Consider the following 23537-nt stretch of genomic DNA (forward strand, 5'->3'; position numbering starts at 1 on the left):
CCCTGCGCGTGCCAGCGGTCGAGCGCGGCGGCTGACTCGCGCAGCACGGCGGCGCCGCGCACCGAGTCGGCGAGGTCCGCGGTGTCGCCGGGGGAGCGGCCGAGGTGTTCGGACCACAGGCGCACCCGCAGGTCCCGGGCGAACCCGGGGTGCGCGCCCTCGTCCACGACGGCCGCGGTCAGCTCCGAGTCGTAGGCCCAGGAGCGGCGGTTGAGGTTCGCCGAGCCGACCGCCGCCCAGCGGTCGTCGATGACGCAGACCTTCGAGTGCAGGTAGATCGGCAGCCCGGCGGTGTTCTCCAGGTCGTGCACGTCGACCCGGTCACCGCCGGCCGCGCGCAGCAGGTCCAGCGCCTCGCGGTGCGCCACGTCGTTGGTCGCCGCCTCCACGACGCCGCCGTTCTCCGGGCGGTGCGGCACCACCGCGACCAGGCGCAGCCGGGGTTCCCGGCGCAGTGCCGCCGCGAACGCCTCGGCCACCACCGGGGACCACAGGAACTGGTCCTCGACGTGGACGAGCCGCCGGGCGTGGCGCAGCGCCTTCGCGTAGCCGCGCGCGACGCTGCGCTCGCCGTCCGGCGCGAACGGGTAGCGCGGGCGCTTCGCCGGGTAGGTGCGCAGCAGCTGGACCGCCTGCTCCCCGGACCGCGGTGGCGGCGGGAGCCGGTCGGGCAGCGGGTCGGCGCGCCGGGCGAACAACCGGCGCGTCCGCGAGATCGGGCCGCGCCGGGACGCGGTGGCGTCGGCCCACCGCTCCCGGAAGCAGTGCTCCACGTCCTGCACCGCCGGGCCGCGCACCTCCAGGTGGGCGTCGTGCCAGGCCGGTCGCGCGCCGTAGCGGTCGTCGATGGAGGTCTGCACGTCCGGGTCGCCGTGGTGCTCGTGGTCGTCGCGGCGGCTCGCGCACGGGTCGATCCCGCCGAGGAAGGCCACGTCGGTGTCCGGCCGCTCGGGACGGCGGACCACCAGGAACTTCTGGTGGTGGCAGCCGATCGGCCGCACCCGCTGGTCCAGCAGCGCGGCCCCGCCGTGGCGGCGCAGCGCGGTGGCGAACCGGCGGTTGTCCGGCACCAGGTCCCGCCGCAGCGTCAGGAACGGCCACCAGAACAGCGCGTGCACCGAGGCGCCGCGGCGCAGCGCCCGCAGCAGCAGCTCGCCGAGGGTGATGCCCTCGGCGTCGAGCGGCTTGCCCCGGGTGCCGATCCAGGCGGAGAAGAAGATCCGGTCCCCGGCACCGACGTCGCGCAGCGCGGGGACGAGCCGGTCGAAGTACTCGGTGCCGTCGACCAGCGGGCGCACCGAGTTGCCGGTGGACCACGCGATCCCGCCGGGGTGCCGTTCGTCGAGGCCGGTGGCCGGGTTGCCGCGTTCGGCCGCGGTCAGCAGCCAGTGCGCGGGCAGGTCCGCGCGGCTGCGGGGCGCCGCGGTCGCGCTCTCCTCCAGCACCGGCTCACCGCGTCCCGGAGGCCGCGCGGGCCGCGACGCGGAACTCCAGCTCGAAGTTGTCCAGCGTGTGCGGCAGCGGCCCGTCGGGTCCCAGCTCGTGCTCGCCGTCCAGCCGGAACTCGTGGCCGCGCAGCAGGGCGGCGAGCAGGGTGCTCGCGGTGAGCAGCACCAGGTTCTCCCCGGGGCAGCGGCCGGGGCCCGCGCTGAACGGGACGAGACCCGGGTGCTGCTGGGCGGCACCGTCCAACCAGGACTCGGGGGCGAACCGGTCCGCGTCGGGGACGGTGCGCCGGTCCCGGTGGAACAGCGGGGTGTAGATGAACAGGCCGCTGCCGCGGGGGATCGTGCGGCCGCCCCAGCTCGCCTCGGTGACGGCGTCGCGCAGCAGCGCGGGCGTGGTCGGCCACAGCCGCACCGATTCGAGCACGCAGGACCGCAGCAGCGGCAGCATCGGCGAGTCCGCGCCGTCGACCTCCTCGCGCACGGCGCGCAGCCGCTCCGGCTGCGCGGTGAGCACCGCCAGCGCGCGGTACGCCACCATGGCGGCGGCGTCGAAGACGAACAGCCAGTGCGGCACCTGATCCGCTCCGTCCACATCGGACGAATCACGGGCGATCGCCCCGGCGAGGCTGCCGGGTTCCGCCCGGGACAGGTGCGCGCGCAGCCGCCGGTCGAACTCGCGGCGGCGGGCGGTGCGGCGCGGGTGCAGGAACGCCCAGTTCGCGTCCGAGCGCAGGCCGTTGAGCAGCTCGACCAGCCGCCGGTCGTCCCGGGCGCCGGCACCGAGCACGATGTGGCGCACGGCGCGCCACCACCCGGCGGCGAACGCGTCCCAGTCGAGCCGCCCGCCCGCCTGCTCGGCGAGCCGAGCGCCTTCCTCCGCGGTGATCTCCGCGATGCGCGGGCCCAGTTCGTGCACCGGCCGGTCGATCTCCAGCACGTCCTCGTTGAACTCGCGCCGCCGCGCCCGCGCCCGCCCGCGCGAGATCAGCACCGCGTGCGGCTGGAAGTGCCGCAGCGCGGTGCGCTTCTCCAGGTTCGCGGGGGTGAAGCGGTCCGCCGAGTCGCGCAGCACGTCCCGCACCTGGGCGGGATCGAGCACCACGGCGAACTCCCGGCCGGGGATCGGCAGCCGCAGCGGGCCGTCCCCGTACCGGGAGCGGAGTTCGGCGAGCAGCCGGATCGCGGACCGGTCGAGCTGCCTGCGCTCCGCGAACGCCATCACCCGCGGCCTGCGGACGATGACACCGGTGGCCAGGGTCGGCAGCAGCACGCGGGCGGCGATCCGGGCGGTGTCCGGGGCCGACGCTCGCGGTGCCCGGGATGCGGGATCGAGCACGATCTCCCTCCTGTCCTGTGCGGGGCCACCCGGATACCCGCCGCAAGATCGGCTCACACGTTCACCCAGGGTGCGTTTCCCCGCCCACCGGGGCGAGGACCTCCCCGGTGTAGTAGCTGGAGAGCTGGTCGGCGGCGAAGAAGACGTACGACGGGGCGATCTCGTCCGGCTGGCCCATCCGCCCCATCGGCACGTGCTCGCCGAAGCCCTCCACCGACTCCTCCGGCAGCGTGGCCGGGATCAGCGGTGTCCACACCGGACCGGGCGCCACGCAGTTCACCCGGATTCCCTGCTGCGCCAAGGATTGCGCGAGGGACATGGTGAGCACGTGCACCGCGCCCTTGCTCGCCGCGTAGTCGATGAGGGTCTTGTTGCCGCGCAACCCGTTGACCGATCCGGTGTTCACGATCGCCGACCCCGCCGGCAGGTGCGCGAGAGCGGCGCGGGTGAGCCAGAACGGCGCGTAGACGTTCACCTTGAAGGTGCGGTCGAACTGCTCGGTGGTGGTGTCGGTGAACCGCTCCACCGGCGCCTGCGTCCCGGCGTGGTTGACGAGCACGTCGAGCCCGCCGAGCTCGGTGGCGACCTCGTCGACGAGCCGCTGGCAGGCCGCTTCGTCACCGAGGTCGGTCTTGTGCAGCTCGCACTGCCGTTGCTGGGCGCGGACGAGTTCGGCGGTGTGCTCGGCGTCGGCGTCCTCCAGATCGGCGTGGTAGGCGATGGCCACGTCGGCGCCCTCCTTGGCGAACGCCACCGAAACCGCCCGTCCGATGCCGGAATCGCCACCGGTGACCAGGGCCCGCTTGCCGTCGAGCAACCCGCGTCCGCGGTACTCGGTCATCTCGTCGCGGGGAGCGGGAACCATCCCCTCGGTCGCCCCGGGCGCGGTCTGCTGCTGGGCCGGGGGAGAGTTGCGTGCGGACATGGTGCTCCTCCTTCGTCGTGCGTTCGCGTGCTCACACGTGGTCGCGGGGGATGGAGTGCCGCCAGTTCTTCGACAGCACCCGCTCGTCGTCCTCGTAGGCGTCGAGCTGGGCGTGCAGCTGGAACTCCTCCGGCGTGGAGGTGAGCACGGTGCGGGTCACGGTCCGCACGTCCCAGCCGTCGCGCCGGAAACCCATCCGCCACACGTTCTCGCCGCGCACCGAGTCGAAGTCGTCGCCGGTCCAGCTGTAGCGCTCCCACGCGTCGCGGGCCAGTTCGAGGTCGATGTCGTCGAGCCGGACCACGCCGAGGTCCTTGACCACCTCCAGCGCCGACTCGTAGCCGACGAGGTCGCGGGACACCGTCCAGCGCTCCTCCCCGGGTGACAGCGGGGTGGAGGAGACCGGTGGCGCCCCTTCCGGTTCCTCGAACGGCCGCACCTCCGGTTCGTCGGCGCCGCCGGGCCGCCACGGCAGCAGCACGCTGCTGCGTCCGGTGTGGACGGTGAGCCGCACCGGACGCGGCGGCGGCCAGGCCAGCGGCCAGTAGGACGTGGACAGCGAGATCCGCAGCCGGTGCCCGGGCGGGAAGGCCTGCGCCACCCCGTTGAGCGCCACCGACACCCGGTACCGCCGCCCCGGCACCAGTTCCGCCGGTTCGTCGTGCGAATCGCGGTGGGTGAGGTTCAGCAGGCCGTAGGTGACGCGGGTCGCCGAACCGTCCGGCCGCACGTCGGAGAGCCGGGCGGCGAGCATCGCGACCGGTTCGCTCACCTCCACGTCCAGGTCCAGCACCGGTGCGCCGAGGAGTTCGGCGCGCTCGGTGAACTCGTCGGTGTCGAACACCAGCGAGCCGCCGTCCTCCTCCCGCTGGTCGTAGGGCAGGTCCGGGGGAGCGTTGTAGGAGCACCACTTCCCGGCGAACTGGCCCACCGACAGCGGCGACTGCACCACCAGCTCGGCCTCCTCCGGTTCCGCGCCGGGCAGCCCGACGTGGTGCGGGCGCAGCGGGTGCCGCGCCGGTTCCACCAGCGGCGACGGCCATTCCGGGTCGCCCACCCACCGGCCGGGCCGTTCGGCGTAGGCGGTGGACGGCGGCACGCTGTCCTGCATCCAGGTGGTGAGCATCGGCCCGTCCAGCACGTCGTTGTCGACGTCCTTGAGCCAGCGGTCCCACCAACGCACCAGTTCCTGCAGGAAGCCGACGGCGGGGCCGGGCTGGCCCAGGTGCGGGTACTTGTGCGACCACGGGCCGATCAGGCCCTTGCGCGGGACGTCGAGGTTCTCCAGCGTGCGGAACACCGCGTTCGAATATCCGTCGGCCCAGCCGCTGACCGCGAGCACCGGGCACCGCACCGACGAGTAGTCCTCGCACACCGAGCCGTGCCGCCAGTAGTCGTCGCGGCGCTGGTGCTCCAGCCACTCCCGCAGCCACAGGCCGCTGCCCTCCAGCCGCTCGTGCCACATCTCCCGCCAGCGGTCGCCGACCAGCGCCGGGTCGGGCGGGCAGGAGTTGTAGGCGAACATCGTCGACGCCCAGGACAGGTTGTCGCTGAGCAGGCAACCGCCCATGTAGTGCACGTCGTCGGCGTAGCGGTCGTCGGTGAAGCACACCGCGGCGATCGCGCCGAGGCTCTCCGGCCCGCGCGCGGCCAGCTGCAGCGCGTTGAAGCCGCCCCAGGAGATGCCCATCATCCCGGTGCGGCCGGTGCACCAGGGCTGCTTCGCGATCCACGCGAGCACGTCCTCGCCGTCGCGCAGCTCCTGCTCCAGGTACTCGTCGGTGAGCACGCCCTCGGATTCACCGCTGCCGCGCAGGTCCACGCGCAGGCACGCGTAGCCGTGCCCGGCCAGGTACGGGTGGTGAATCGAGTCGCGCAGCGCGGTCAGGTCGCGCTTGCGGTACGGGATGAACTCCAGCACGGCGGGGCACGGCTCGTCGTCGGAGGACACCGGCCGCCAGATCTTCGCGGCCAGCCGGGTCCCGTCCGGCAACGGGATCCACACGTGCTCCTCGGCGCGGACCTCGTGCGGGAGGTTCGTCACCGCCCTCATGCGGTTCCTCCTGTTCGATCGATGTCGAAGGGCAGGTCGTGGACGCAGCGCTCGTACTTCTTCCGGAGCTCCTGCGGGTCGGCGGCACCGATGTAGAGGTGGGCCAGTTCGTAGCTGTAGCTGTCCTGGTCGGGCAGCTCGGACAGCCGGACGCCCTGCTCGGCCATCAGGTGCACCCGGACGCCGGGGTGGTCGCGCTCCACCGCGGCGACCTCCTCGGCGGTGGGGGCGCGGCGCACCACGCCGTCCTCGAACGTCCGGTAGAACCACTTGCCGGCGACCGCGTGCTCCCCGCGGCGGTGCGGGAAGTCCGGGTCCCGGCCGAGGCCGAGCTGCACCAGGATCTGGTGGTTCGGCGCACCGTCCACGTCCTCGAACAGCGGCGCGTGCGACTGGGAGTGCCGGGCGTTGATCTCCAGCAGGTGCACGGCGCCGGACTCCTCGTCCCAGAAGAACTCCACGTTGAACGGGACGTGGCGGAGTCCGATGTGCTCGATGACGCGCCTGGTGGCGTCGGTGATCCGCCGGATCACCTCGTCCGGCAGCGAGGACGGGTACTGGTAGCGCAGGAAGCTCGACGTGCCGGGGTACTGCACGGAGTCGATGACGCCGTGGACCCGCACCCCGTCGCCCGGGTCGTAGCCCTCCACGGTGACCTGCCGCCCGCTGACCGCCTCCTCCGCGACGCAGGAGCGCCCGCCCGCGTCGGCGATCTCGGCCGGGAGATCGATGCGGGCCAGGACGTCCTCGAAGGGCTTGCCGACCTTGTCGATGCCCTCCCGGATCTCGCCGAGCGCGGCGCGGAACTCCTCGTCGTCGGTGACGCGGTAGGCCATCTGCGAGGAGAAGGACTTCACCGGCTTGACCCACATCGGGTAGCGCACGCCCGCCGGGGGCGCGGTGTCCTCGTCGACGTCGACGAGGCCGAAGCGCGGCACCTCGTCGATGACCTCCGACTGCACCACGCGGCTCCAGTACTTGTGCTCGCACTGCACGACGGCCCGCAGGTCGGCGCCGGGCAGGCCGCGCCGTTCGCACAGCATCGGCACCAGCGAGCTGACCGGGAAGTCCCAGTAGCCGACGATCGCGTCCACCGGCCCGCCGGAGGCGTCCAGTTCGCGATCGGCCTCCTCCAGCAGCGCGGGCAGGTCGATCTCGTCGACGTGCACGAGCCGGTCGACGTCCAGCAGCGGGTGCAATCGGCAGTCGGAGAGTGCGGGCAGGCCGCGCAACGTGTCCAGGTTGCGCTCGTCGAGACCGAGTACGAAGACGTGGGAGACCATGCTTTCCTCACCGTGCGGGGACTTCGCACCCGCCTACCCCGCGTGGTCCGCCCGCAATCATCGCGGGCGTCCAGCGGTGATCGTCGGCACCGGCCGGTGTGCGCGACCGGGCGCGCGGGTAGTCCTCGGCTCCGAGCGGACGCCGAGCGATCGGAGAGGCGATGCTGCAGCAGGTCCCGCGACGCGAACCCCCGCCCGCCGAAGAACCCGACGCCCCCGAGGTCCCGGACCCGCCGACCGCTCCCGCACCGGAACCACCCCGGGAGCCGGCGAAACCGGACGCGCCGGAGACGCCCGCGAAACCGGAACTTCCCGACCCGCCGGTCGGGTGAGCACCGGAGCCCGCTCGACGGTCGTGGTGATCACCCACGACCGCCGGGAAGAACTGCTGCGGACGCTGGAACACATGACCGCGCTGCCCGAACGGGCGCCCGTAATCGTCGTCGACAACGCCTCCGGCGACGGCAGCGCGGAAGCCGTCCGCGCCCGCTTCCCCGAGGTGACCGTGCTGGTGGAGCCGGTCAACGCCGGTGCGGTGGCGCGCAACCACGCGGTGCGCTGCGCGACCACCCCGTACGTGACGTTCTGCGACGACGACGTGCGCTGGCAGCCGGGGGCGATCCGCACCGCGGTCGACCTGCTGGACCGGCACCCGGACATCGGCGCGGTGATGGGCCGCTGCCTGGTGGAACCCGATCTCGTCGAGGATCCGCTGACCCCGGAGCTGCGCGACTCGCCGGTGCCCGCGCCGCCGTGGCTGCCGGGCACCGCGCTGCTGAGCGTGATGGCCGGGCTGACCACCGTGCGGGTGAGCGCGTTCCGCGCGGCGGGCGGGTTCTCGGAGCGGTTGTGGCTGGGCGGCGAGGAGGAGCTGCTGGCGATCGACCTGGTGGGCGCCGGTTGGTGGCTGTGCTGGGCCGAGGAGGTCGTGGTGCACCACCGCCCGTCCGGGCGCCGCGACTCGCGCGGGCGGCGCAGGCTCGGCATCCGCAACACCCTGCTGACGACCTGGGCGCGGCGACCGCTCGGCGCGGCGCTGCGGCGCAGCGCGAGCGTGCTGGCCGGCTGCCCGAAGGACCGGCACACGGTCGCGGCGGTCGGCGGGGTGCTGCGGGCGCTGCCGTGGCTGCTGCGGGAACGGCGGTGCGTCCCACCGGAGCTGGAAGCGCAGCTGCGGCTGCTGGAAGAACCGCAGCGCACCTCGGTGGCGCGCCGCTACGTCGGCTGAGCCGCCAACCCGCGAGCAGGGCTCAGTGGCCGAGCAGGCGGACGGCCGCTTCGACTCGACGGGGCAGCCGCTGCCGCCGGGCCAGCGCTTCCGGCAGGCGCCGCAGCGCGCCGGGCAGCGCCGCCCGCGCCACCGGGTCGCGCACCGCGTCGCGCAGCAATCGGACCGACTCCGCGGCGGCCGTCCGAAGTGGACGGCGCAACCAGCTGATCAGCACCCCGTTCCGCCGCTCGGTGGCGTCCCGCCGGTGCGAGCTCTGCCGGTGCGGCGACGGGTGGTGGTGGGCCACGACCGACGCCACGAACGCCAGGTCCCAGCCCGCGGCGGCCAGGTCGTAGGACAGCAGCTTCTCCTCGCCGACGAAGAACAGCAGCGGGCTGAACCCGCCCACCGCCGCGAACGCCTCCCGGCGCACCACCGCCGAGCAGGCCGTGAACCCGAGCAGCGCCGGGCCGGGCACCGGGTGCGAGCCGCGCAGCGGGCTGCGCGCCATCTCGGCGACCACCGGGTCCGGCCGCTCTTCCGGGCCCACCAGGGTCGTGGCCGCCACCAGCGCCAGGTGCGGGTGCGCGTCGAGCACGTCCTCGGCGGCGGCCAGCGCGCCCGGCGCCCACCACGAGTCGTCGTCGCTGAACGCCACGTACGTCGTGCCCGCGTGCCGCACGCCGAAGTTCCGCGCCACCGCGCCCAGGTTGCGCGGCGAGGTCAGCACCCGGACGTCCGGGAATTCGCGGTGCACCGCGGGGGCCAGCGGCACCGCGGATCCGTTGTCCACCACGACGACCGGGGTGCGCGGGTGGGACCGCGCGTGCGCGCCGAGCGTGCGCAGCAGTTCCCGCTCCCGGTCCCGGGTGGCGATCACGATCGTCGTGTCCGTCGCGGTGCTCATCGGAGCGTTCTCCGCCGCCGCGGCGGTGCGAGGGGAGCGGCACCGCGGCGCAACGCGGCGGTGGCGGCCCCGGCCAGCCCGGCCATCCGGTGCTCGTCGATCCGGTCGAACGCGTACGAGCGGTCGCCGTAGAGGTCGAGCGTGGCGACCACCTCGTCGTCGAGCAGCAGCGGCGCGCACAGAAAGCTGTGCACGTGCAGGGTGCGCGCGCACAGCGCGAAATCCGGCCAGTGCGTGCGGATCTCGGTGGTGTTGGCGCGGGCGGTGCAGCCCCGCGCCGCCTCGACGCACGGCCCGCTGCCGAGCAGGAACTGCACCAGGTCCAGCTGGCGCGCCCGCCGATCGGTGCAGCACCGCAGGTCCGGCTCCCCGCCGGTCACGACCACGACCCCGGCGCTGGCCGCCTCGGGCGCGGCGGCGCGCAGCAGCGCCGAGCAGTCGACGACGGCCGCCACCGCTCAGCGCCCGGCGCTCGGCGCGGGCACCGCCGGGGCGGCGGCCCGCAGCTCGTCCAGCACGGCGGCGATCCCCGCGCGCCGAACCCCGGTGGCGAGTTCGCCCGCGCGTCGCGCACCGTCCGCGGAGGTGCACCACGCCCACCGCGCGTCGAGCACGCCACCGTCGGCGAGCACCTCCTCGGCAACGGCCACCGCGGGCCATCCCCAGGCGGCCGCCTGCGCCGCCACCTTCCCGCCGCCGCGCACCGGATCGACCGCCAGCGCGGGCACCCCGGCGCCGAGCGCGAACACCAGGCCGTGCAACCGGGTCGTGACCACCACGTCGGTGCGCGCCACGAGCGCCGCGAACCGCTCCGGAGTGCCACAGTGGCGCCACGAACCCGGATCCAGCCGGGTGTCCAGCTCGACCGGCGCGCACGCGACCCCGGCCAGCCAGGACCGCAGCACCCGGTGCACGTCCTCGTGCCGACCGCGCCCGCCGTACTCCGGCTGGCCACCGGCGAGCACGATCCCCGCCACCGGGACCTCGGCGGGCCCCACCTCCGCGGCCAGGTCGACCACGGGCAGGCTGCCGGGCGCGTCGCGCGGGAGCACCCGGTGGAAGCCGGTCACGGCCGGGTCCGACCAGTCGAGCACGGACGCGCCCACCGCGATGCGCCGGGCGCGCGGGAACAGCCGGTGTACCTCGCGCACCTGCGCGCCGTGCAGCGGTCCGCACGCGAACACCACGACGTCGTAGTCGCGCCGCGCCGCCTCCGCCACGGTCAGCTCCCCGGGCCGGAAACCGGGGCTCCAGGCGACGTCGCAGCGGAACCCGGCCGAGGCGGCGGCACCGGCCACCGCCTCGGCGGCGGCGACATCACCCGCCGTCGCCTCCCCGTGCAGGAAGCTCGCCCAGCCGAGGACCAGGACCCGCATGCGCACTCCCTCCGGTTCGACCCCCACGTGGGCCTACCCGGTCGCGGGCGGCGCTACCCCCGGGTTTCGTCGCGGCGCGCGCGGGGGTACTCGGCTCATCGGGTCGGGGCTCATCGGGTCGGGCTCACTGGGCTGGGGGCTCACCGGGTCGAGGACTCATCGGGCTCGGTGCGCACCGGCTCGGCGCGCACCGGGCCGGGAGCGAACCGGACCGGGATCGACCGGCCCGGGGAGGAGGAACCGTTGTCCCACAGGCACTTCCGCCGCGCGGTGGTCACCGGCGGCGCGGGATTCCTCGGCGCGCACCTGTGCCGATCACTGGTCGAGACCGGCACCGACGTGCTCTGCGTGGACGACTTCAGCACCGGCGACCCGCGCAACGTCGCCGACCTCGCCGGGTCCGACCGCTTCCGGGCGGTGCGCCACGACGTCACCGAGCCGTGGGAGGTCCCCGGCCCGGTGGACCTGGTGGCGCACCTGGCCTCGCTCGCCTCACCCGAGCACTACCAGCGCCTGCCGGTCGAGACCATCCTCGTCGGCGGCAGCGGATGCCGGAACGCGCTGGAACTGGCGGCGGCGAAGGGAGCGCGCTTCGTGCTCACCTCCACCAGCGAGGTCTACGGCGACCCGCGCGAGCACCCGCAGCGGGAGAGCTACTGGGGCAACGTCAACCCGATCGGCCCGCGCGCGGTGTACGACGAGGGCAAGCGCTACGCCGAGGCGTTGACGCTCGCGTTCGCGCGGCAGCGCGGCGTGGACGCCGGGATCGTGCGCCTGTTCAACACCTACGGGCCGGGCATGGCCGAGGACGACGGGCGCATGGTGCCGTCGTTCATCCGCAGCGCCCTGCGCGGCGATCCGCTGGTGGTCCTCGGTTCCGGCGAGCAGACCCGATCTCTGTGCTGGGTCGGCGACACCGTGCGCGGCATCCTCGACCTCGCGCGCCACGGCGGCACCGGCCCGATCAACATCGGCAACCCGGACGAGCGGACCGTTCTCGACGTCGCCGAGCTCGTCCGCGAGCTCACCGGAACCCGCTCGGCGATCGAGCACCGCAGCGCCGCCACCGACGACCCGGCACGCCGCTGCCCGGACATCGCACTGGCCGCGACGCTGCTGGGCTGGGCCCCCCGCGTCGAGCTGCGCACCGGTCTGCGGTGGGCCGTCGACGGGCTCGCCGCGGAGTGGGGGCTACCGCTGCCCGCCGCCGGACGCAGCGCGGTCCGCCGGTGACGCGGCCGTCGACCGGACCGCCCGGCGACCGGGTGCGGCCGGCCGGTTTTGCCGCGGCTCGGCCGGGAAACCCCGCGCGGCGGACGGTTCCACGACCACGACCGGAGGAAGTTCGGCGATGGTGAGCTGGCAGAGCAGGCTGACGATCGGCAAGTACCGGCTGACCCGGCGCAAGCGCGTGTTCGCCGACCCGGCACTGCTGCGCCACAGCGCCGAGAGCCACGAATCCGAGCACGCGCAGCTGCCGGCGTCGTTCCGCGACCGGTTCGAGGTCACCGAGCTCGACGTGGACGGCCACTCCTGCTACACGATCGCGCCGCTGGAACCCCGCAGCCCGCGGCACGTGCTGTACCTGCACGGCGGCGCCTACGTGCACCAGATCGAGGGCGCCCACTGGGATTTCATCGATCGCCTGATCGCCCGCACCGGCGCGACGGTGTCGGTGCCGATCTACCCGCTCGCACCGGCGCACCGGTACTCGGAGACCTTGCCGATGGTGTGGTCGTCGTTCCAGCGCACCGCCGCCACCGCCGCGCCGGAGGACCAGGTGGTGATGGGCGATTCGGCCGGCGGCGCGCTGAGCCTGCACCTCGCGCAGCGCTGCGCCGAGCTCGGTCTCCCCCAACCCGGTCGCCTCGTGCTCATCTCGCCGTGGCTGGACATCGCGGTGAGTCACCCGTCGATGCCCGCGCTCGACCGACAGGACCCGTACCTGGCCATCGCCGGGCTGCGCGAGGCCGGGCTGCTCTACGCGGGAGATCTCGACCCGCACGACCCGCGGGTGAGCCCGCTGTACGGGCGGCTCGGCGGCCTGGCGCCGATGCGGGTGCTCAGCGGCACCCGGGACGTGCTGCTGTCCGACGCGCGGCGGCTGGAGGCCCTCGCCCGCGCGAACGGTGCCGCGATCGACTACGAGGAGTACGAGGGCATGTTCCACGGCTGGATCCTGCAACGGTTTCCGGAGGCGCGGCACGCCCTCGACCGGACCGTGGACTTCCTGCGCGACGGGGCGGCGAACTCCCGCTGATCCCGGCCCCGCGCCTGGTCGGGACGCGACGCCGCGGATCCGGAACGCGGCATTTCCGCTCTGTGCGGGGAAAAATGGCGGTGCCGGGCCGGAGGCCGCGGTTTGGGAGAGCCGCTTCGTTGGGTAGCGATGTGGTGCGGGTCCTTCGACTTCCGGAGGAACGCGGCAGGAATCCTTCCGAAGTCCCGGAGGTCCGATCGTGCGCGTCCTCGGCATCAACGCGGTCTTCCACGACCCGTCCGCCGCGCTCGTGGTGGACGGGGAAGTCGTCGCGGCGGCGGAGGAGGAGCGCTTCTCCCGCCGCAAGCACGGGAAGGAACCGGTGCCGTTCGCGGCCTGGGAACAACCGGTGCGGGCCGCCGCCTGGTGCCTGCGGGACGCGGGCCTCGAACCCGGTGAGCTCGACGCGGTCGCGTGCTCCTACGACCCGTCGCTGGTCGACCGGGACGCGCCGGACATCTACCCGGCCTGGGAGCGGCTGCGCACGACCTACGCCGAGCACGCGCCCCGGTTCCTCGCGACGGCGCTGCCCGGGTTGCCGCCCGAGCGGGTGCGGTTCGTGCCGCACCACGTGGCGCACGCCGCGTCCGCCGGACTCGCCGCGCCGTGGCCGGACTGCGCGGTGCTCACCGTCGACGGCAGGGGCGAGAGCACGTCGATGCTCGCCGGGCACTACCGCGGCGGTCGGCTGGAAGTGCTGGCGCAGCAACGACTTCCGCACTCGCTCGGCCTGATGTACGAGGACCTGACCGAACACCTCGGGTTCCGCCGCTCCAGCGACGAGTACAAGGTGATGGCGCTGGCCGCCTACGCCGAACCCGAGTTCCTCCCCGAACTCACCGAGCGGATCCGTTGCGGCGGCGGAGGTTTCGAGGTCGACCCCGTCGACTGGAACCGCTGGGCGCCGCGCCGCGCACCGGGGGCCGAACTGTCCGAAGTGCACGCGAAGCTCGCCGCCAGCGCGCAGGCCCGCGTCGAGGAAGTGCTGCTGGACCTGGCGAACTGGCTGGGGGAGCGCACCGGTGCCGACGCCCTCGCGCTCGCCGGTGGGGTGGCGCTGAACTGCGTGGCGAACACCCGGATCGCCGCCGACGGACCGTTCGAGCACGTGTGGGTGCAGCCCGCCGCCGGGGACGCGGGCACCGCGCTCGGCGCCGCGCTGCACGTCGCCGCCGAACGCGGACCGGTCGCGCCGATGGCCGGCGCCGACCTCGGCCGCGGCTTCACCGACGCCGAACTGCAGGCCTGCCTGGAGGCGGCGCGGCTGCCGTACGAGAAGCCCGACGACGTCGGGGCCGAAGTCGCCGCCGCGTTGGCGCGCAACGAGGTCGTCGCCTGGTTCCAGGGGCGGTCGGAGTTCGGACCGCGCGCGCTGGGTCACCGCTCGCTGCTGGCGCACCCGGGCCACGCGGACAACCTCGAACGGCTCAACGAGATCAAGGGGCGCGAGCAGTTCCGGCCGGTCGCCCCGATGGTCCGGGCCGAACGGGCCGGGGAGCTGTTCGCCCGCGGGCCGATCCCCAGTCCGCACATGCTGTTCGTGCACGACGTCGTCGAGCGCTGGCGGGACCGCATCCCGGCCGTGGTGCACGTGGACGGCACCGCGCGGATCCAGACCGTCGACGGCGACCGGGAACCGCTGCTCGCGCGGATGCTGAGCGCGTTCGAGGCCGAGACCGGGCTGCCGGTGGTGGTCAACACCAGCTTCAACACGGCGGGCCGCCCGATGGTGGACGGCCCGGTGGACGCGCTGGAGTGCTTCGGTTCCTCGCCGATCGACGTGCTCGCGCTCGGCCCGTTCGTGGTGCACCGCGGGAGGTGGGCGCGATGAGCGAGGCGGTGTACTCCGTGGTCGTCCCCACCGTGGGGCGGCCGAGCCTGCGCACCCTGCTGCACGCGTTGGAAGCCGCCGACGGCGTCCCACCGCGGGAGATCGTCGTCGTCGACGACCGCGCGAACCCCGCGCCACCGCTGGCGCAGGGCGTGGGCGTCACCACGCTGCGGGTCGTCCGCACCGGCGGTCGGGGGCCGGCCGGGGCCCGCAACGCGGGATGGCGGGCGACCGGCACCGAATGGGTGGTGTTCCTGGACGACGACGTCGTGCCGGACGAGGACTGGAAGCGGCGGTTGCAGCACGACCTCGCCGCGCTGCCCCCGGAGGTCGCGGCCTCGCAGGCGCGCATCGAGGTCCCGCTCCCGCGGGACCGGCGGCCGACGGACTGGGAGCGCAACGTCGCGGGGCTCGCCGGGGCGTGGTGGATCACCGCGGACATGGCCTACCGCCGGGACGCGCTGGTGCGGTCCGGCGGGTTCGACGAGGACTTCCTGCGCGCCTACCGGGAGGACGCCGATCTGGCGCTGCGGGTGCGCGCCACCGGCAGGCGGCTGGTCGCCGGGAGCCGCACCACCCGCCACCCGGTCCCGCCCGCCGGGTTCACCGCCAGCGTGCGGGCGCAGCGCGGCAACGCCGACGACGTGCTGATGCGGCGCAAGCACGGGCGCGGCTGGCGCACCAGGATCGGTGAAGGACCCGGCAGGTTGCCCGCGCACCTGCTGACCACGGGCGCCGCGGTGCTGGCGCTGCTCACCGCCAAGCACCCGCTGCCGAGCCGCACCGCCGCCGCCGTCTGGGCGCTGGCGACCGCCGAGTTCGCGCTGCGGCGCATCCTCCCCGGGCCGCGCACCGCGGCGGAGATCACCCGCATGGTGGTGACGAGCGCGCTGATCCCGCCGGTCGCGGTCCGGCACCGCGTCCGCGGCGAGCTGGCGCGGTCGCGGCCCCGGCGGAGCACGCCCGCCGCGGTGCTGTTCGACCGCGACGACACCCTCATCCGGGACGTGCCGTACAACGGTGAACCCGCGCTGGTCGAACCGGTGGCCGGGGCGGAGGCGGCGCTGCGGCGGCTGCGCGAGCGGGGGCTGCGGATCGGCGTGATCAGCAACCAGTCCGGCATCGCCCGGGGCCTGCTGGACGAGGCGCAGGTCGCCGCCGTCAACGACGCGGTGGAGCGGCGCCTCGGCCCGTTCGGCACCTGGCAGGTGTGCCCGCACGACGACGCGGCGCGCTGCACCTGCCGCAAACCGGAGCCGGGCATGGTCGAAGAAGCCGCTGCGGCGATCGACGTGGCGCCCGCGGACTGCGTCGTCGTCGGTGACACGGGAGCCGACGTGGAAGCGGCGCTCGCCGCCGGGGCCCGCGCCATCCTGGTGCCGACCGCGCGCACCCTGCCCGCCGAGATCCGCTCCGCCCACCGGCGCGCCGAGGTCGCCGCCACCCTCGGCGAGGCCGTGGACCGGGTCCTGGGGGCCGCGCGATGAGCGCCCCCGTCCTGCTCGTGCGCTCCGACAACGTCGGCGACGTGCTGCTGGCCGGACCCGCCGTGCGGGCCGTGGCCGCGCACGAACGGGAGGTCGTGCTGCTCGCCGGGCCGCGCGGCCGGGCCGGCGCCGAACTGCTGCCCGGCGTGGACCGGGTGGTCGAGTGGTGCGTCCCGTGGATCGACCCGGAACCCGGCGCGGTCGACCCGGCGCAGGTGCGGCGGTTCGTCGAGCTGATCGGTTCCATCGGTCCGCGCGCCGCGCTCGTGTTCACCTCCTTCCACCAGTCGGCGCTGCCGCTGGCGCTGCTGCTGCGGATGGCGGGCGTCGGCTGGATCGGCGCGATCAGCGAGGACTACCCGGGTTCGCTGCTGGACCTGCGCCACCGCGTCGAGGGCGATCCGCCGGAGTCCGAGCGGGCCCTGTCGCTGGCGCGGGCCGCCGGGTACGCGCCGCCGCCCGGCGACGACGGCGGGCTCGCGGTGCGGCGGCCGCTGCCGGACGTGTCCGGGCTGGTGGGCGAACCGGGCTACGTCGTGCTGCACCCCGGCGCGACCGCGCCCGCGCGGCAGTGGCCCACCGAGCACTGCGCCGCCGCCGTGCGCGCGCTGGCCGCCGCCGGGCACCGGGTCGTGGTGACCGGGGCGCCGCAGGAGAAGGCCCGCACCGCGCTGGTGGCGGGCGAGGACGGGCTGGACCTGGGCGGTCGCACCGACCTCGCCGGGCTGGGCGCGGTGCTGGACGGCGCCGACGTCGTCGTCGCGCCCAACACCGGGCCCGCGCACCTGGCGGCCGCGGTCGGCACCCCGGTGGTGTCCCTGTTCGCGCCCGTGGTGCCCGCCGAGCGCTGGTCGCCGCACGGGGTGCCGGTGGAGCTGCTCGGCGACCAGGGCGCGCCGTGCCGCGGCACCCGGGCCCGGGACTGCCCGGTGCCCGGGCACCCCTGCCTGGCCGGGGTCGGCCCCGACGAGGTGCTGCGGGCCGTGGAGCGGTTGCGGGGGGCGGTGCGGTGCGAATCCTGATCTGGCACGTGCACGGCGCGTGGACCACGTCGTTCGTGCAGGGCGACCACACCTACCTGGTGCCGGTGACGCCGCGGCGGGACGCCGACGGCCGCGGCCGCGCGCGGACCTACCGGTGGCCGGAGCGGGCCGTCGAGGTCGCCCCGGAGCAGCTGCGCACCGCCGAGGTCGACGTGGTGGTGCTGCAACGGCCCCGCGACCTGGAGCTCACCGAGCGGTGGCTCGGGCGCAAGCCCGGCGTGGACGTCCCGGCGGTGTACGTGGAGCACGACACCCCGCGCGGCGCCCCCGTCGACTCCGCGCACCCGGTGGCCGGGCGCGCGGACATCCCGCTCGTGCACGTCACCCACTTCAACTCGGTGTTCTGGGACAACGGCCGCGCACCCACCACCGTCATCGAGCACGGCGTCGTCGACCCCGGACCCCGCTACACCGGCGAGGAACCGCGGGCGGGCGTCGTCGTCAACGACCCGGTGCGGCGGGCCCGGATCACCGGCGCCGACCTGCTGCCGCGGTTCGCGGTGGCCGCACCGCTCGACGTGTTCGGCATGCGCGTCACCGAGCTCCCCGGGCACCTGGGCCTGGACCCGGAGCGCGTGCGCGCGCACGAGGACCCGCCGCAGCGGGAGATGCACCGCGCGCTGGCCCGCCGCCGCCTCTACCTGCACCCGTACCGGTGGACGTCGCTCGGGCTGGCGCTGGTCGAAGCGATGCACCTCGGCATGCCGGTCGTCGCGCTGGCCACCACCGAGGCGGTCGAGGCGGTCCCGGCCGACGCCGGGGTGCTGTCCACCGATCCGGGGGCGCTCGTGGTCGCGGTGCGGGCGTTGCTCGCGGACGCGGACCTGGCGCGCGAGATGGGCGGGGCCGCCCGCCGCGCGGCGCTCCGCCGCTACCCGCTCAGCCGGTTCCTGGCCGACTGGGACGTGCTCCTCAAGGAGGTGACGGCATGAGGTTCGACCTGGTCTCCGAGCACGCGAGCCCGCTGGCCGCGCTCGGCGGCGCCGACGCGGGCGGGCAGAACGTGCAGGTGGCGGCGCTCGCCGCGGAACTGGGGCGCCGCGGCCACGAGGTCGTGGTGCACACCAGGCGGGACTCCCCGGAGCAGCCGCCGAACGTGCGCGCCGCCGCCGGGGTGACCGTCGCGCACGTGGACGCCGGCCCGCCCCGCCCGCTGCCGAAGGACGAACTCCTGCCGCACATGGCCGAGTTCGGCGACCGTCTCGCCGACCGCTGGGCGGTGCGGCCACCGGACCTGGTGCACGCGCACTTCTGGATGAGCGGGGTGGCGGCGCACCGCGGTGCCGCCGGGCTCGACGTCCCGGTGCTGCAGACCTTCCACGCGCTGGGCCGGGTCAAGCGCGCCCACCAGGGTGCCGAGGACACCAGCCCCCCGGAGCGGGAGGCCGTCGAGGCCCGGCTCGCCCGGGACGCGGACCTGGTGCTGGCGACCTGCTCGGACGAGGTCCGCGAGCTGGTGGCGATGGGCGCACCGCGGCACCGCCTGCGGGTGGTGCCCTGCGGCATCGACCTGGACGTGTTCGCCCCCGGCCCGCGGCCGGAGCGCGGCGGGCGCCCCCGCGTCCTCAGCATCGGCCGCCTGGTGGAGCGCAAGGGCGTGGACACCGCGATCCGCGCGCTCGCCGAGATCCCCGACGCCGAGCTCGTCGTCGTCGGCGGGCCGGGCGCCGCCGAGTGGGACGCCGACCCGGAGGTGGCGCGGCTGCGCGACGTCGCCGCGCGGCACGGGGTGCGCGACCGGGTCCGCTTCGCCGGTCAGGTGCCGCACGACGAGACGCCGGACTGGTACCGCTCGGCGGACGTGGTGGTCAGCGTCCCCTGGTACGAGCCGTTCGGGACGGTGCCGCTGGAGGCGATGGCCTGCGGCACGCCGATCGTGGTCACCTCGGTCGGCGGGCACCTGGACACCGTGGTGCAGGACGGCACCGGCCTGTTCGTCCCACCGCGCGACCACCACGGGCTGGCGCGCGAGCTGCGGTCCCTGCTCGCCGACCGGGGTCGCCGGGACCGGCTCGGCGCGGCCGGTGCGGCGCGGGTCCGGGAACGCTACGGCTGGGCGGGCCTCGCCGACGAGGTGGAGACCGCCTATCGGGGGGCGGTGCGCCGCCGGGCGCCGCTGCCCGCGCGGACGGGAGGCGCGCGATGATCGAACGGCACTTCGCGGACCTGGCCGACGCCGCTGCGCGCACCAGCGCCTCGGCGGCCACGATCGAGCAGTGGGGGCGGCGGCTCGCCGACGTCCTCGGCTCCGGCGGCAGGCTGCTCGCCTGCGGGAACGGGGGCAGCGCCGCCGAGGCCCAGCACCTCACCGGCGAGTTCGTGGGCCGGTTCCTGCACGACCGCAGGCCGTACTCGGCGATCTCGCTGCACGCCGAGACCTCCGCGCTCACCGCCGTGCTCAACGACTACGGCGAGCAGGAGATGTTCGCCCGCGGGGTCCGGGCGCACGGCCGCCGCGGTGACGTGCTCATCGCGCTGTCCACCAGCGGCCGCAGCCAGAACGTGCTGGCCGCGGTCAAGAGCGCGCACGAGATCGGCATGACCACCTGGGCGTTGACCGGGCCCGCGCCGAACACGCTCGCCGCGATCTGCGACGGCGCCGTGGCGGTGGAGTCGCCGAGCACCGCCACCGTGCAGGAGCTGCACCTGGCCCTGGTCCACGCGCTGTGCTCGGTGTTCGACGAGGTGACCGGGGTGACCGCGGGAGGAGGGCGTTGACCGTGCGGCGAGGACCTCTGGTGGTGGTCGGCGACGTGCTGCTGGACGTCGACGTGCACGGCAGCGCCCGGCGCACCTGCCCGGACGCGTCCGCGCCGGTCGTCGACGTGGCGAGCCGCGAGCGGCGTCCGGGCGGTGCCGGGCTGGCGGCCTCGATCGCCGCCCGCGCGAACGCGGAGGTCGTGCTGGTCACCGGCGTCGGCGGGCAGGCGGGTGCGGACGTGGTGCGGCTGCTCGGGGACCGGGTGCGGCTGGCCGGTCTGCCGTTCTCCGGGGAGACCCCGGGCAAGACCCGCATCCGCTCCGGCGGGCGGACGTTGCTGCGCGCCGATTCCGGCGACGGGCGGGTCCTGGACGGGCCGCTGGACCCGGAGCTGCCGGGGCTGCTCCGCTCCGCGGGCGCGGTGCTGGTCTCCGACTACGGGCGCGGTGCCACCGCGAACCCGTTCCTGCGGCGGGCGCTGCGGCAGCTGCCCGCGGACGTCCCGCTGGTGTGGGACCCGCACCCGCGCGGTGGCGTGCCGGTCGGCCGCGCCGACCTCGTCGTACCGGACCTGGCCGAGGCCGTCGCGTTCACCGGCGGGTCCGGTGTGGACGATCCCGCGCTGCTCGCCCGCGCCCTGCTGCGGCGGTGGGGGTGCGGCGGGGTCGCGGTCACGCTCGGCGCCGCCGGAGCGGTGGTGGTACCGCAGGCGGTCACCGGCCGGATCCCGGTGCAGCCGGCCCCGCCCGGCGCGGACGCGTGCGGCTCGGGGGACTGCTTCGCGGTGATCACCGCGCTCGCCCTCGCCGACGGGGCCGATCCGGTGGAGGCGGTGACCGAGGGGGTGCGGCGGGCCGGCCGGTTCGTCGCCTCCGGCGGTGCCGCGCAGCTGTCCGAACCGGAACCGCGCCCCGGCAACGGCGGCACCGGCACCGCGTTCGAGGTGGCGGAGCGGGTGCGGCGCGACGGCGGGCGGCTCGTCGTCACCGGCGGCTGCTTCGACCTGCTGCACCCGGGGCACGTGCGGCTGCTGGAACGCGCGCGGGAGCTCGGCGACGCGCTGGTGGTCTGCCTCAACTCGGACGACTCGGTGCGGCGGATCAAAGGGGCGCACCGCCCGCTGGTCGGCCACGCCGACCGCAAACGGCTGCTGGAGGCGCTCGAATCGGTCACCGCGGTCGTCGTGTTCGACGAGAGCTCGCCGTGCGCGCTGCTGGAACGGCTGCGGCCCGACGTGTGGGTCAAGGGCGACGACTACGACGTGGCGACGCTGCCCGAAGCCGAGGTGGTGCACCGCCACGGCGGACGCACGGTCCTGGTGCCGCAGATCGCCGGGTATTCGACGAGCCGGCTGCTGACCTCGCTGCGGTCGGCCGGGTGAACGACGGGAGGAGGATCGATGGAACCGGTGGGGAACGTGCTCATCACCGGTGGGGCGTCCGGCTTGGGCGCCGCCACCGCGCAGGAGGTCCGCGACCAGGGCGGCACGCCGCTCGTGCTCGACCGCGTCGAGCCGGAGCTGGACGTGCCGCACGTCCGGGCCGACCTCGCCGACCGGGCGGCGACCGAACGGGCCGTGCACCGGCTGGTGGAACTCGCCGGGGGCCGCCTGGACGGGGTGTTCACCGCCGCGGGCATCGACTCGTGCGGCGCGCTGGACGCGGTGCCCGCCGCGGAGTGGGAGCGCGTCGTCCAGGTCAACCTGCTGGGCACGGTCGCGGTGGTGCGCTGCGCGCTGCCGCACCTGAAGGAGAGCGCGGGCCGGGTGGTCACCTGCTCGTCGACGCTCGGGCTCAAGGCGGTGCCGGACGCGACGGCGTACTGCGCCTCGAAGTTCGGCGTGCTCGGGTTCTCGCGGGCGTTGGCCGCGGAGACCGCGGGCGCGGTCGGGGTCACCACGCTGGTGCCGGGCGGGATGCACACCTCGTTCTTCGACGGACGCGACGAGCAGTACAAGCCGCCGCCGGACGCGAAGCTCAACCGGCCGGAGGACGTGGCCCGCACCGTGCTGTTCGCGCTGCGCCAACCGGCCGGCTGCGAGGTGCGGGAGCTGGTGGTGTGCCCCTCGGAGGAGGGCTCGTGGCCGTGACGGGGACCGCGCTGGTGCTGCGCGCGCTGGGGCTCGGCGACCTGCTCACCGCCGTCCCCGCGCTGCGCGCGCTGCGCCGGGCCCACCCCGGCCACCACCTGGTGCTGGCGGCACCGCGCTGGCTGGCCGGGCTGGCGCACCGCACCGGAGCCGTCGACGAGGTGCACCCGACCGGTTCCCCGGAGGCGTTCTGCTGGGGCCGGCCGCCGCCGGACCTCGCGGTGAACCTGCACGGCCGCGGGCCGGGGAGCATCGACGCGCTGCTGTCCAGCGGAGCCCGCCGGGTGCTGACCCACCGGCACCGCGCGCACCCGGAACTGGACGGCCCCCGCTGGCTGGACGAGCAGCACGAGGTGCACCGGTGGTGCCGGTTGCTGCGCCACGGCGGTGTGCCCGCCGACCCGGACGACCTGCTGCTGCCGGTCCCCGGCGGGGCGCGGCGCGACGTCGTGCTCGTGCACCCCGGGGCCTCCCACGGCGCCCGCCGCTCGCCGCCGGAGCGGTTCGCGGCGGTCGCGGGCGAGCTGGCCGGACGGGCGCCGGAAGTGCTGATCACCGGCAGCGGGGCGGAGCGGCCGCTGGCGCTGGAGGTCGCCCGCCGCGCCGGGCTCCCGGACTCCGCGGCCGTCGCCGGGCGGACCGACCTGCTCGAACTGGCCGCGCTGGTGGGCCGCGCCCGGCTCGTGGTGTGCGGCGACACCGGGATGGCGCACCTGGCCACCGCGTCCGGCACGCCCTCGGTGGTGCTGTTCGGCCCGGTGCCGCCGCGCCGCTGGGGCCCGCCCGAGCAAGGGCCGCACACGGCGCTGTGGGCCGGGACGACGGGGGACACGTTCGCGGAGCAGCCCGACCCCGGCCTGCTCCGGATCCCGGTGGGCGAGGTGCTGGCGGCCGCGGACGCGCTCCTGGCTCCCGCTCCCGTCGCGGAGGCCGGCCGATGAGCGCCCGCGTCCTGCTGGCGGGCGGCGGCGCGCCGGCCGCAGCCACCGCCGACGCCCTGACCGCCCTCGGCCACCACGTCACCGGCCCGTTCGACGCGGACCCGCCGCCGGACGGACCGGCACCGGACCTCGGAGTGGTGTGCGGCGCACGGGCGGGCGTCGACGTGCTGCGGCGGCGCCTGCCGCGCGGCGCGGTCGTGCTGAACTGCTGCGCCCCGCCGTGGGAATCGACCGCCCGGCTGGCGTCCCGGCTGGGCCGGGCGGACCTGCTCGCCGTGAGCAACCCGCACCGCGCCGACGAATCGGCCGCCGAGTTCCTGCACCCGGAGCTGGTGGTGCTCGGCGCCGCCACCGCGGCCGCGGCCGATGTGGCCGACGAGCTGTACCGGGGCGTGGCCGCGCCGCGGTTGCGCACCGACGCGGCCACCGCGGACCTGCTGCCGCAGGCGGTGGACGGGTACCTCGCGGTCCGGCGAGCCTTCACCGATGAGCTCACCGCGCTCTGCTCGGCGCTCGGTGCCGACATCGGCAGCGTCGCGGAGGCGTTGTCCTACGACGCCCGCACCGGCCGGGCGCCCTTGATGCCCGCGGTGGACGACGGCGCTGCGCTCGCCGAGCGCGCGTACCGCCGCCCGGCGAGCTGAGCG

General features: G+C 75.5%; 21 protein-coding genes. 13 read left to right on the plus strand and 8 right to left on the minus strand.

All coding sequences use genetic code 11. The features are described from left to right. The 5 genes from LCD35_RS08095 to LCD35_RS08115 form a co-directional block, all read right to left on the minus strand. A partial coding sequence (locus tag LCD35_RS08095; RefSeq protein WP_225043977.1) for a phosphatidylserine/phosphatidylglycerophosphate/cardiolipin synthase family protein occupies positions 1 to 1445 on the minus strand: 1445 nt, incomplete at its 3' end. Positions 1446 to 1449: 4 nt separating this feature from the next. Further along, a complete protein-coding gene (locus LCD35_RS08100; protein WP_225043978.1) occupies positions 1450 to 2784 on the minus strand; it encodes a cytochrome P450 in 1335 nt (444 codons plus the stop codon). A 61-nt stretch (positions 2785 to 2845) separates the two neighbouring features. Beyond that, positions 2846 to 3709: an SDR family oxidoreductase gene (locus LCD35_RS08105; RefSeq protein WP_225043979.1), complete on the minus strand. Its 864-nt coding sequence runs from the start codon at positions 3707 to 3709 to the stop codon at positions 2846 to 2848. Between the two features lie 31 nt (positions 3710 to 3740). Continuing rightward, positions 3741 to 5762: a CocE/NonD family hydrolase gene (locus tag LCD35_RS08110; protein ID WP_224956795.1), complete on the minus strand. Its 2022-nt coding sequence runs from the start codon at positions 5760 to 5762 to the stop codon at positions 3741 to 3743. Then, positions 5759 to 7045, minus strand: coding sequence for an acetyl-CoA carboxylase biotin carboxylase subunit family protein (locus LCD35_RS08115; RefSeq protein WP_224956793.1), 1287 nt, complete (start codon positions 7043 to 7045; stop codon positions 5759 to 5761). Before LCD35_RS08115 ends, LCD35_RS08110 begins: the two co-directional genes overlap by 4 nt. A gap of 328 nt (positions 7046 to 7373) precedes the next feature. On the opposite strand from LCD35_RS08115, the gene LCD35_RS08120 reads away from it, so the two are divergent. After that, positions 7374 to 8273 (plus strand): glycosyltransferase, encoded by a 900-nt coding sequence (locus LCD35_RS08120; RefSeq protein ID WP_224966576.1) that lies wholly within the window; start codon positions 7374 to 7376, stop codon positions 8271 to 8273. A gap of 22 nt (positions 8274 to 8295) precedes the next feature. Here LCD35_RS08120 and LCD35_RS08125 read toward each other — a convergent pair whose 3' ends face one another. The 3 genes from LCD35_RS08125 to LCD35_RS08135 are packed head-to-tail and all read right to left on the minus strand — an operon-like array spanning position 8296 to position 10538. Continuing rightward, positions 8296 to 9162 carry a glycosyltransferase family 2 protein gene (locus LCD35_RS08125; RefSeq protein ID WP_224966575.1) on the minus strand — a complete coding sequence of 289 codons (867 nt, stop codon included), beginning with the start codon at positions 9160 to 9162 and terminating at the stop codon, positions 8296 to 8298. Further along, positions 9159 to 9617: a GAF domain-containing protein gene (locus LCD35_RS08130; protein ID WP_225043980.1), complete on the minus strand. Its 459-nt coding sequence runs from the start codon at positions 9615 to 9617 to the stop codon at positions 9159 to 9161. The genes LCD35_RS08125 and LCD35_RS08130 overlap by 4 nt, the downstream gene beginning before the upstream one ends. Positions 9618 to 9620: 3 nt before the next feature. Beyond that, positions 9621 to 10538, minus strand: a complete 918-nt coding sequence (locus LCD35_RS08135) for a polysaccharide pyruvyl transferase family protein (RefSeq protein ID WP_225043981.1) — start codon at positions 10536 to 10538, stop codon at positions 9621 to 9623. A 243-nt stretch (positions 10539 to 10781) separates the two neighbouring features. Here LCD35_RS08135 and LCD35_RS08140 point away from each other — a divergent pair, with 243 nt between their 5' ends. From LCD35_RS08140 to LCD35_RS08195, 12 genes are all read left to right on the plus strand, one after another. Further along, positions 10782 to 11771 (plus strand): NAD-dependent epimerase/dehydratase family protein, encoded by a 990-nt coding sequence (locus LCD35_RS08140; RefSeq protein ID WP_225043982.1) that lies wholly within the window; start codon positions 10782 to 10784, stop codon positions 11769 to 11771. Positions 11772 to 11889: 118 nt separating this feature from the next. Next, the gene (locus LCD35_RS08145; protein ID WP_225043983.1) at positions 11890 to 12798 is read left to right on the plus strand and encodes an alpha/beta hydrolase; all 909 of its coding nucleotides are present in this window, start codon (positions 11890 to 11892) and stop codon (positions 12796 to 12798) included. A 199-nt stretch (positions 12799 to 12997) separates the two neighbouring features. Next, entirely contained in the window at positions 12998 to 14629 is a 1632-nt protein-coding gene (locus LCD35_RS08150; RefSeq protein ID WP_225043984.1) for a carbamoyltransferase C-terminal domain-containing protein, read from the plus strand. Beyond that, a complete protein-coding gene (locus tag LCD35_RS08155; RefSeq protein WP_225043985.1) occupies positions 14626 to 16116 on the plus strand; it encodes an HAD-IIIA family hydrolase in 1491 nt (496 codons plus the stop codon). Before LCD35_RS08150 ends, LCD35_RS08155 begins: the two co-directional genes overlap by 4 nt. Next, positions 16113 to 17138, plus strand: a complete 1026-nt coding sequence (locus LCD35_RS08160) for a glycosyltransferase family 9 protein (protein ID WP_225043986.1) — start codon at positions 16113 to 16115, stop codon at positions 17136 to 17138. The genes LCD35_RS08155 and LCD35_RS08160 overlap by 4 nt, the downstream gene beginning before the upstream one ends. Beyond that, positions 17126 to 18091 carry a glycosyltransferase gene (locus tag LCD35_RS08165; protein ID WP_225043987.1) on the plus strand — a complete coding sequence of 322 codons (966 nt, stop codon included), beginning with the start codon at positions 17126 to 17128 and terminating at the stop codon, positions 18089 to 18091. Before LCD35_RS08160 ends, LCD35_RS08165 begins: the two co-directional genes overlap by 13 nt. Beyond that, complete coding sequence (locus LCD35_RS08170) at positions 18088 to 19305, plus strand: glycosyltransferase (RefSeq protein WP_225043988.1); 1218 nt, start codon at positions 18088 to 18090, stop codon at positions 19303 to 19305. The genes LCD35_RS08165 and LCD35_RS08170 overlap by 4 nt, the downstream gene beginning before the upstream one ends. Then, on the plus strand, positions 19302 to 19877 hold the full coding sequence (locus tag LCD35_RS08175; RefSeq protein WP_225043989.1) for an SIS domain-containing protein: 576 nt from the start codon (positions 19302 to 19304) through the stop codon (positions 19875 to 19877). The genes LCD35_RS08170 and LCD35_RS08175 overlap by 4 nt, the downstream gene beginning before the upstream one ends. 2 nt (positions 19878 to 19879) lie before the next feature. Beyond that, a complete protein-coding gene (locus LCD35_RS08180; protein ID WP_225043990.1) occupies positions 19880 to 21241 on the plus strand; it encodes a PfkB family carbohydrate kinase in 1362 nt (453 codons plus the stop codon). Between the two features lie 18 nt (positions 21242 to 21259). Then, the gene (locus LCD35_RS08185) at positions 21260 to 21949 is read left to right on the plus strand and encodes an SDR family oxidoreductase (protein ID WP_225043991.1); all 690 of its coding nucleotides are present in this window, start codon (positions 21260 to 21262) and stop codon (positions 21947 to 21949) included. Next, entirely contained in the window at positions 21946 to 22890 is a 945-nt protein-coding gene (locus tag LCD35_RS08190) for a glycosyltransferase family 9 protein (protein ID WP_225044017.1), read from the plus strand. The genes LCD35_RS08185 and LCD35_RS08190 overlap by 4 nt, the downstream gene beginning before the upstream one ends. After that, positions 22887 to 23534 (plus strand): UDP-glucose 6-dehydrogenase, encoded by a 648-nt coding sequence (locus tag LCD35_RS08195; RefSeq protein WP_225043992.1) that lies wholly within the window; start codon positions 22887 to 22889, stop codon positions 23532 to 23534. Before LCD35_RS08190 ends, LCD35_RS08195 begins: the two co-directional genes overlap by 4 nt. The last annotated feature ends 3 nt before the right edge of the window (positions 23535 to 23537 follow it).

Source organism: Saccharopolyspora sp. 6V (assembly GCF_020176785.1).
Classification (GTDB): Bacteria; Actinomycetota; Actinomycetes; order Mycobacteriales; family Pseudonocardiaceae; genus Saccharopolyspora_C; species Saccharopolyspora_C gregorii.

What these genes read in the sequence shown, in the direction of transcription:
- LCD35_RS08145 (WP_225043983.1), top strand. Translation starts at nt 11,890, where the DNA reads ATGGTGAGCTGGCAGAGCAGGCTGACGATCGGCAAGTACCGGCTGACC.
- LCD35_RS08195 (WP_225043992.1), top strand. Translation starts at nt 22,887, where the DNA reads ATGAGCGCCCGCGTCCTGCTGGCGGGCGGCGGCGCGCCGGCCGCAGCC.
- LCD35_RS08160 (WP_225043986.1), top strand. Translation starts at nt 16,113, where the DNA reads ATGAGCGCCCCCGTCCTGCTCGTGCGCTCCGACAACGTCGGCGACGTG.
- LCD35_RS08125 (WP_224966575.1), bottom strand. Translation starts at nt 9,162, where the DNA reads ATGAGCACCGCGACGGACACGACGATCGTGATCGCCACCCGGGACCGG.
- LCD35_RS08110 (WP_224956795.1), bottom strand. Translation starts at nt 5,762, where the DNA reads ATGAGGGCGGTGACGAACCTCCCGCACGAGGTCCGCGCCGAGGAGCAC.
- LCD35_RS08105 (WP_225043979.1), bottom strand. Translation starts at nt 3,709, where the DNA reads ATGTCCGCACGCAACTCTCCCCCGGCCCAGCAGCAGACCGCGCCCGGG.
- LCD35_RS08170 (WP_225043988.1), top strand. Translation starts at nt 18,088, where the DNA reads ATGAGGTTCGACCTGGTCTCCGAGCACGCGAGCCCGCTGGCCGCGCTC.
- LCD35_RS08155 (WP_225043985.1), top strand. Translation starts at nt 14,626, where the DNA reads ATGAGCGAGGCGGTGTACTCCGTGGTCGTCCCCACCGTGGGGCGGCCG.
- LCD35_RS08185 (WP_225043991.1), top strand. Translation starts at nt 21,260, where the DNA reads ATGGAACCGGTGGGGAACGTGCTCATCACCGGTGGGGCGTCCGGCTTG.
- LCD35_RS08115 (WP_224956793.1), bottom strand. Translation starts at nt 7,045, where the DNA reads ATGGTCTCCCACGTCTTCGTACTCGGTCTCGACGAGCGCAACCTGGAC.
- LCD35_RS08135 (WP_225043981.1), bottom strand. Translation starts at nt 10,538, where the DNA reads ATGCGGGTCCTGGTCCTCGGCTGGGCGAGCTTCCTGCACGGGGAGGCG.
- LCD35_RS08175 (WP_225043989.1), top strand. Translation starts at nt 19,302, where the DNA reads ATGATCGAACGGCACTTCGCGGACCTGGCCGACGCCGCTGCGCGCACC.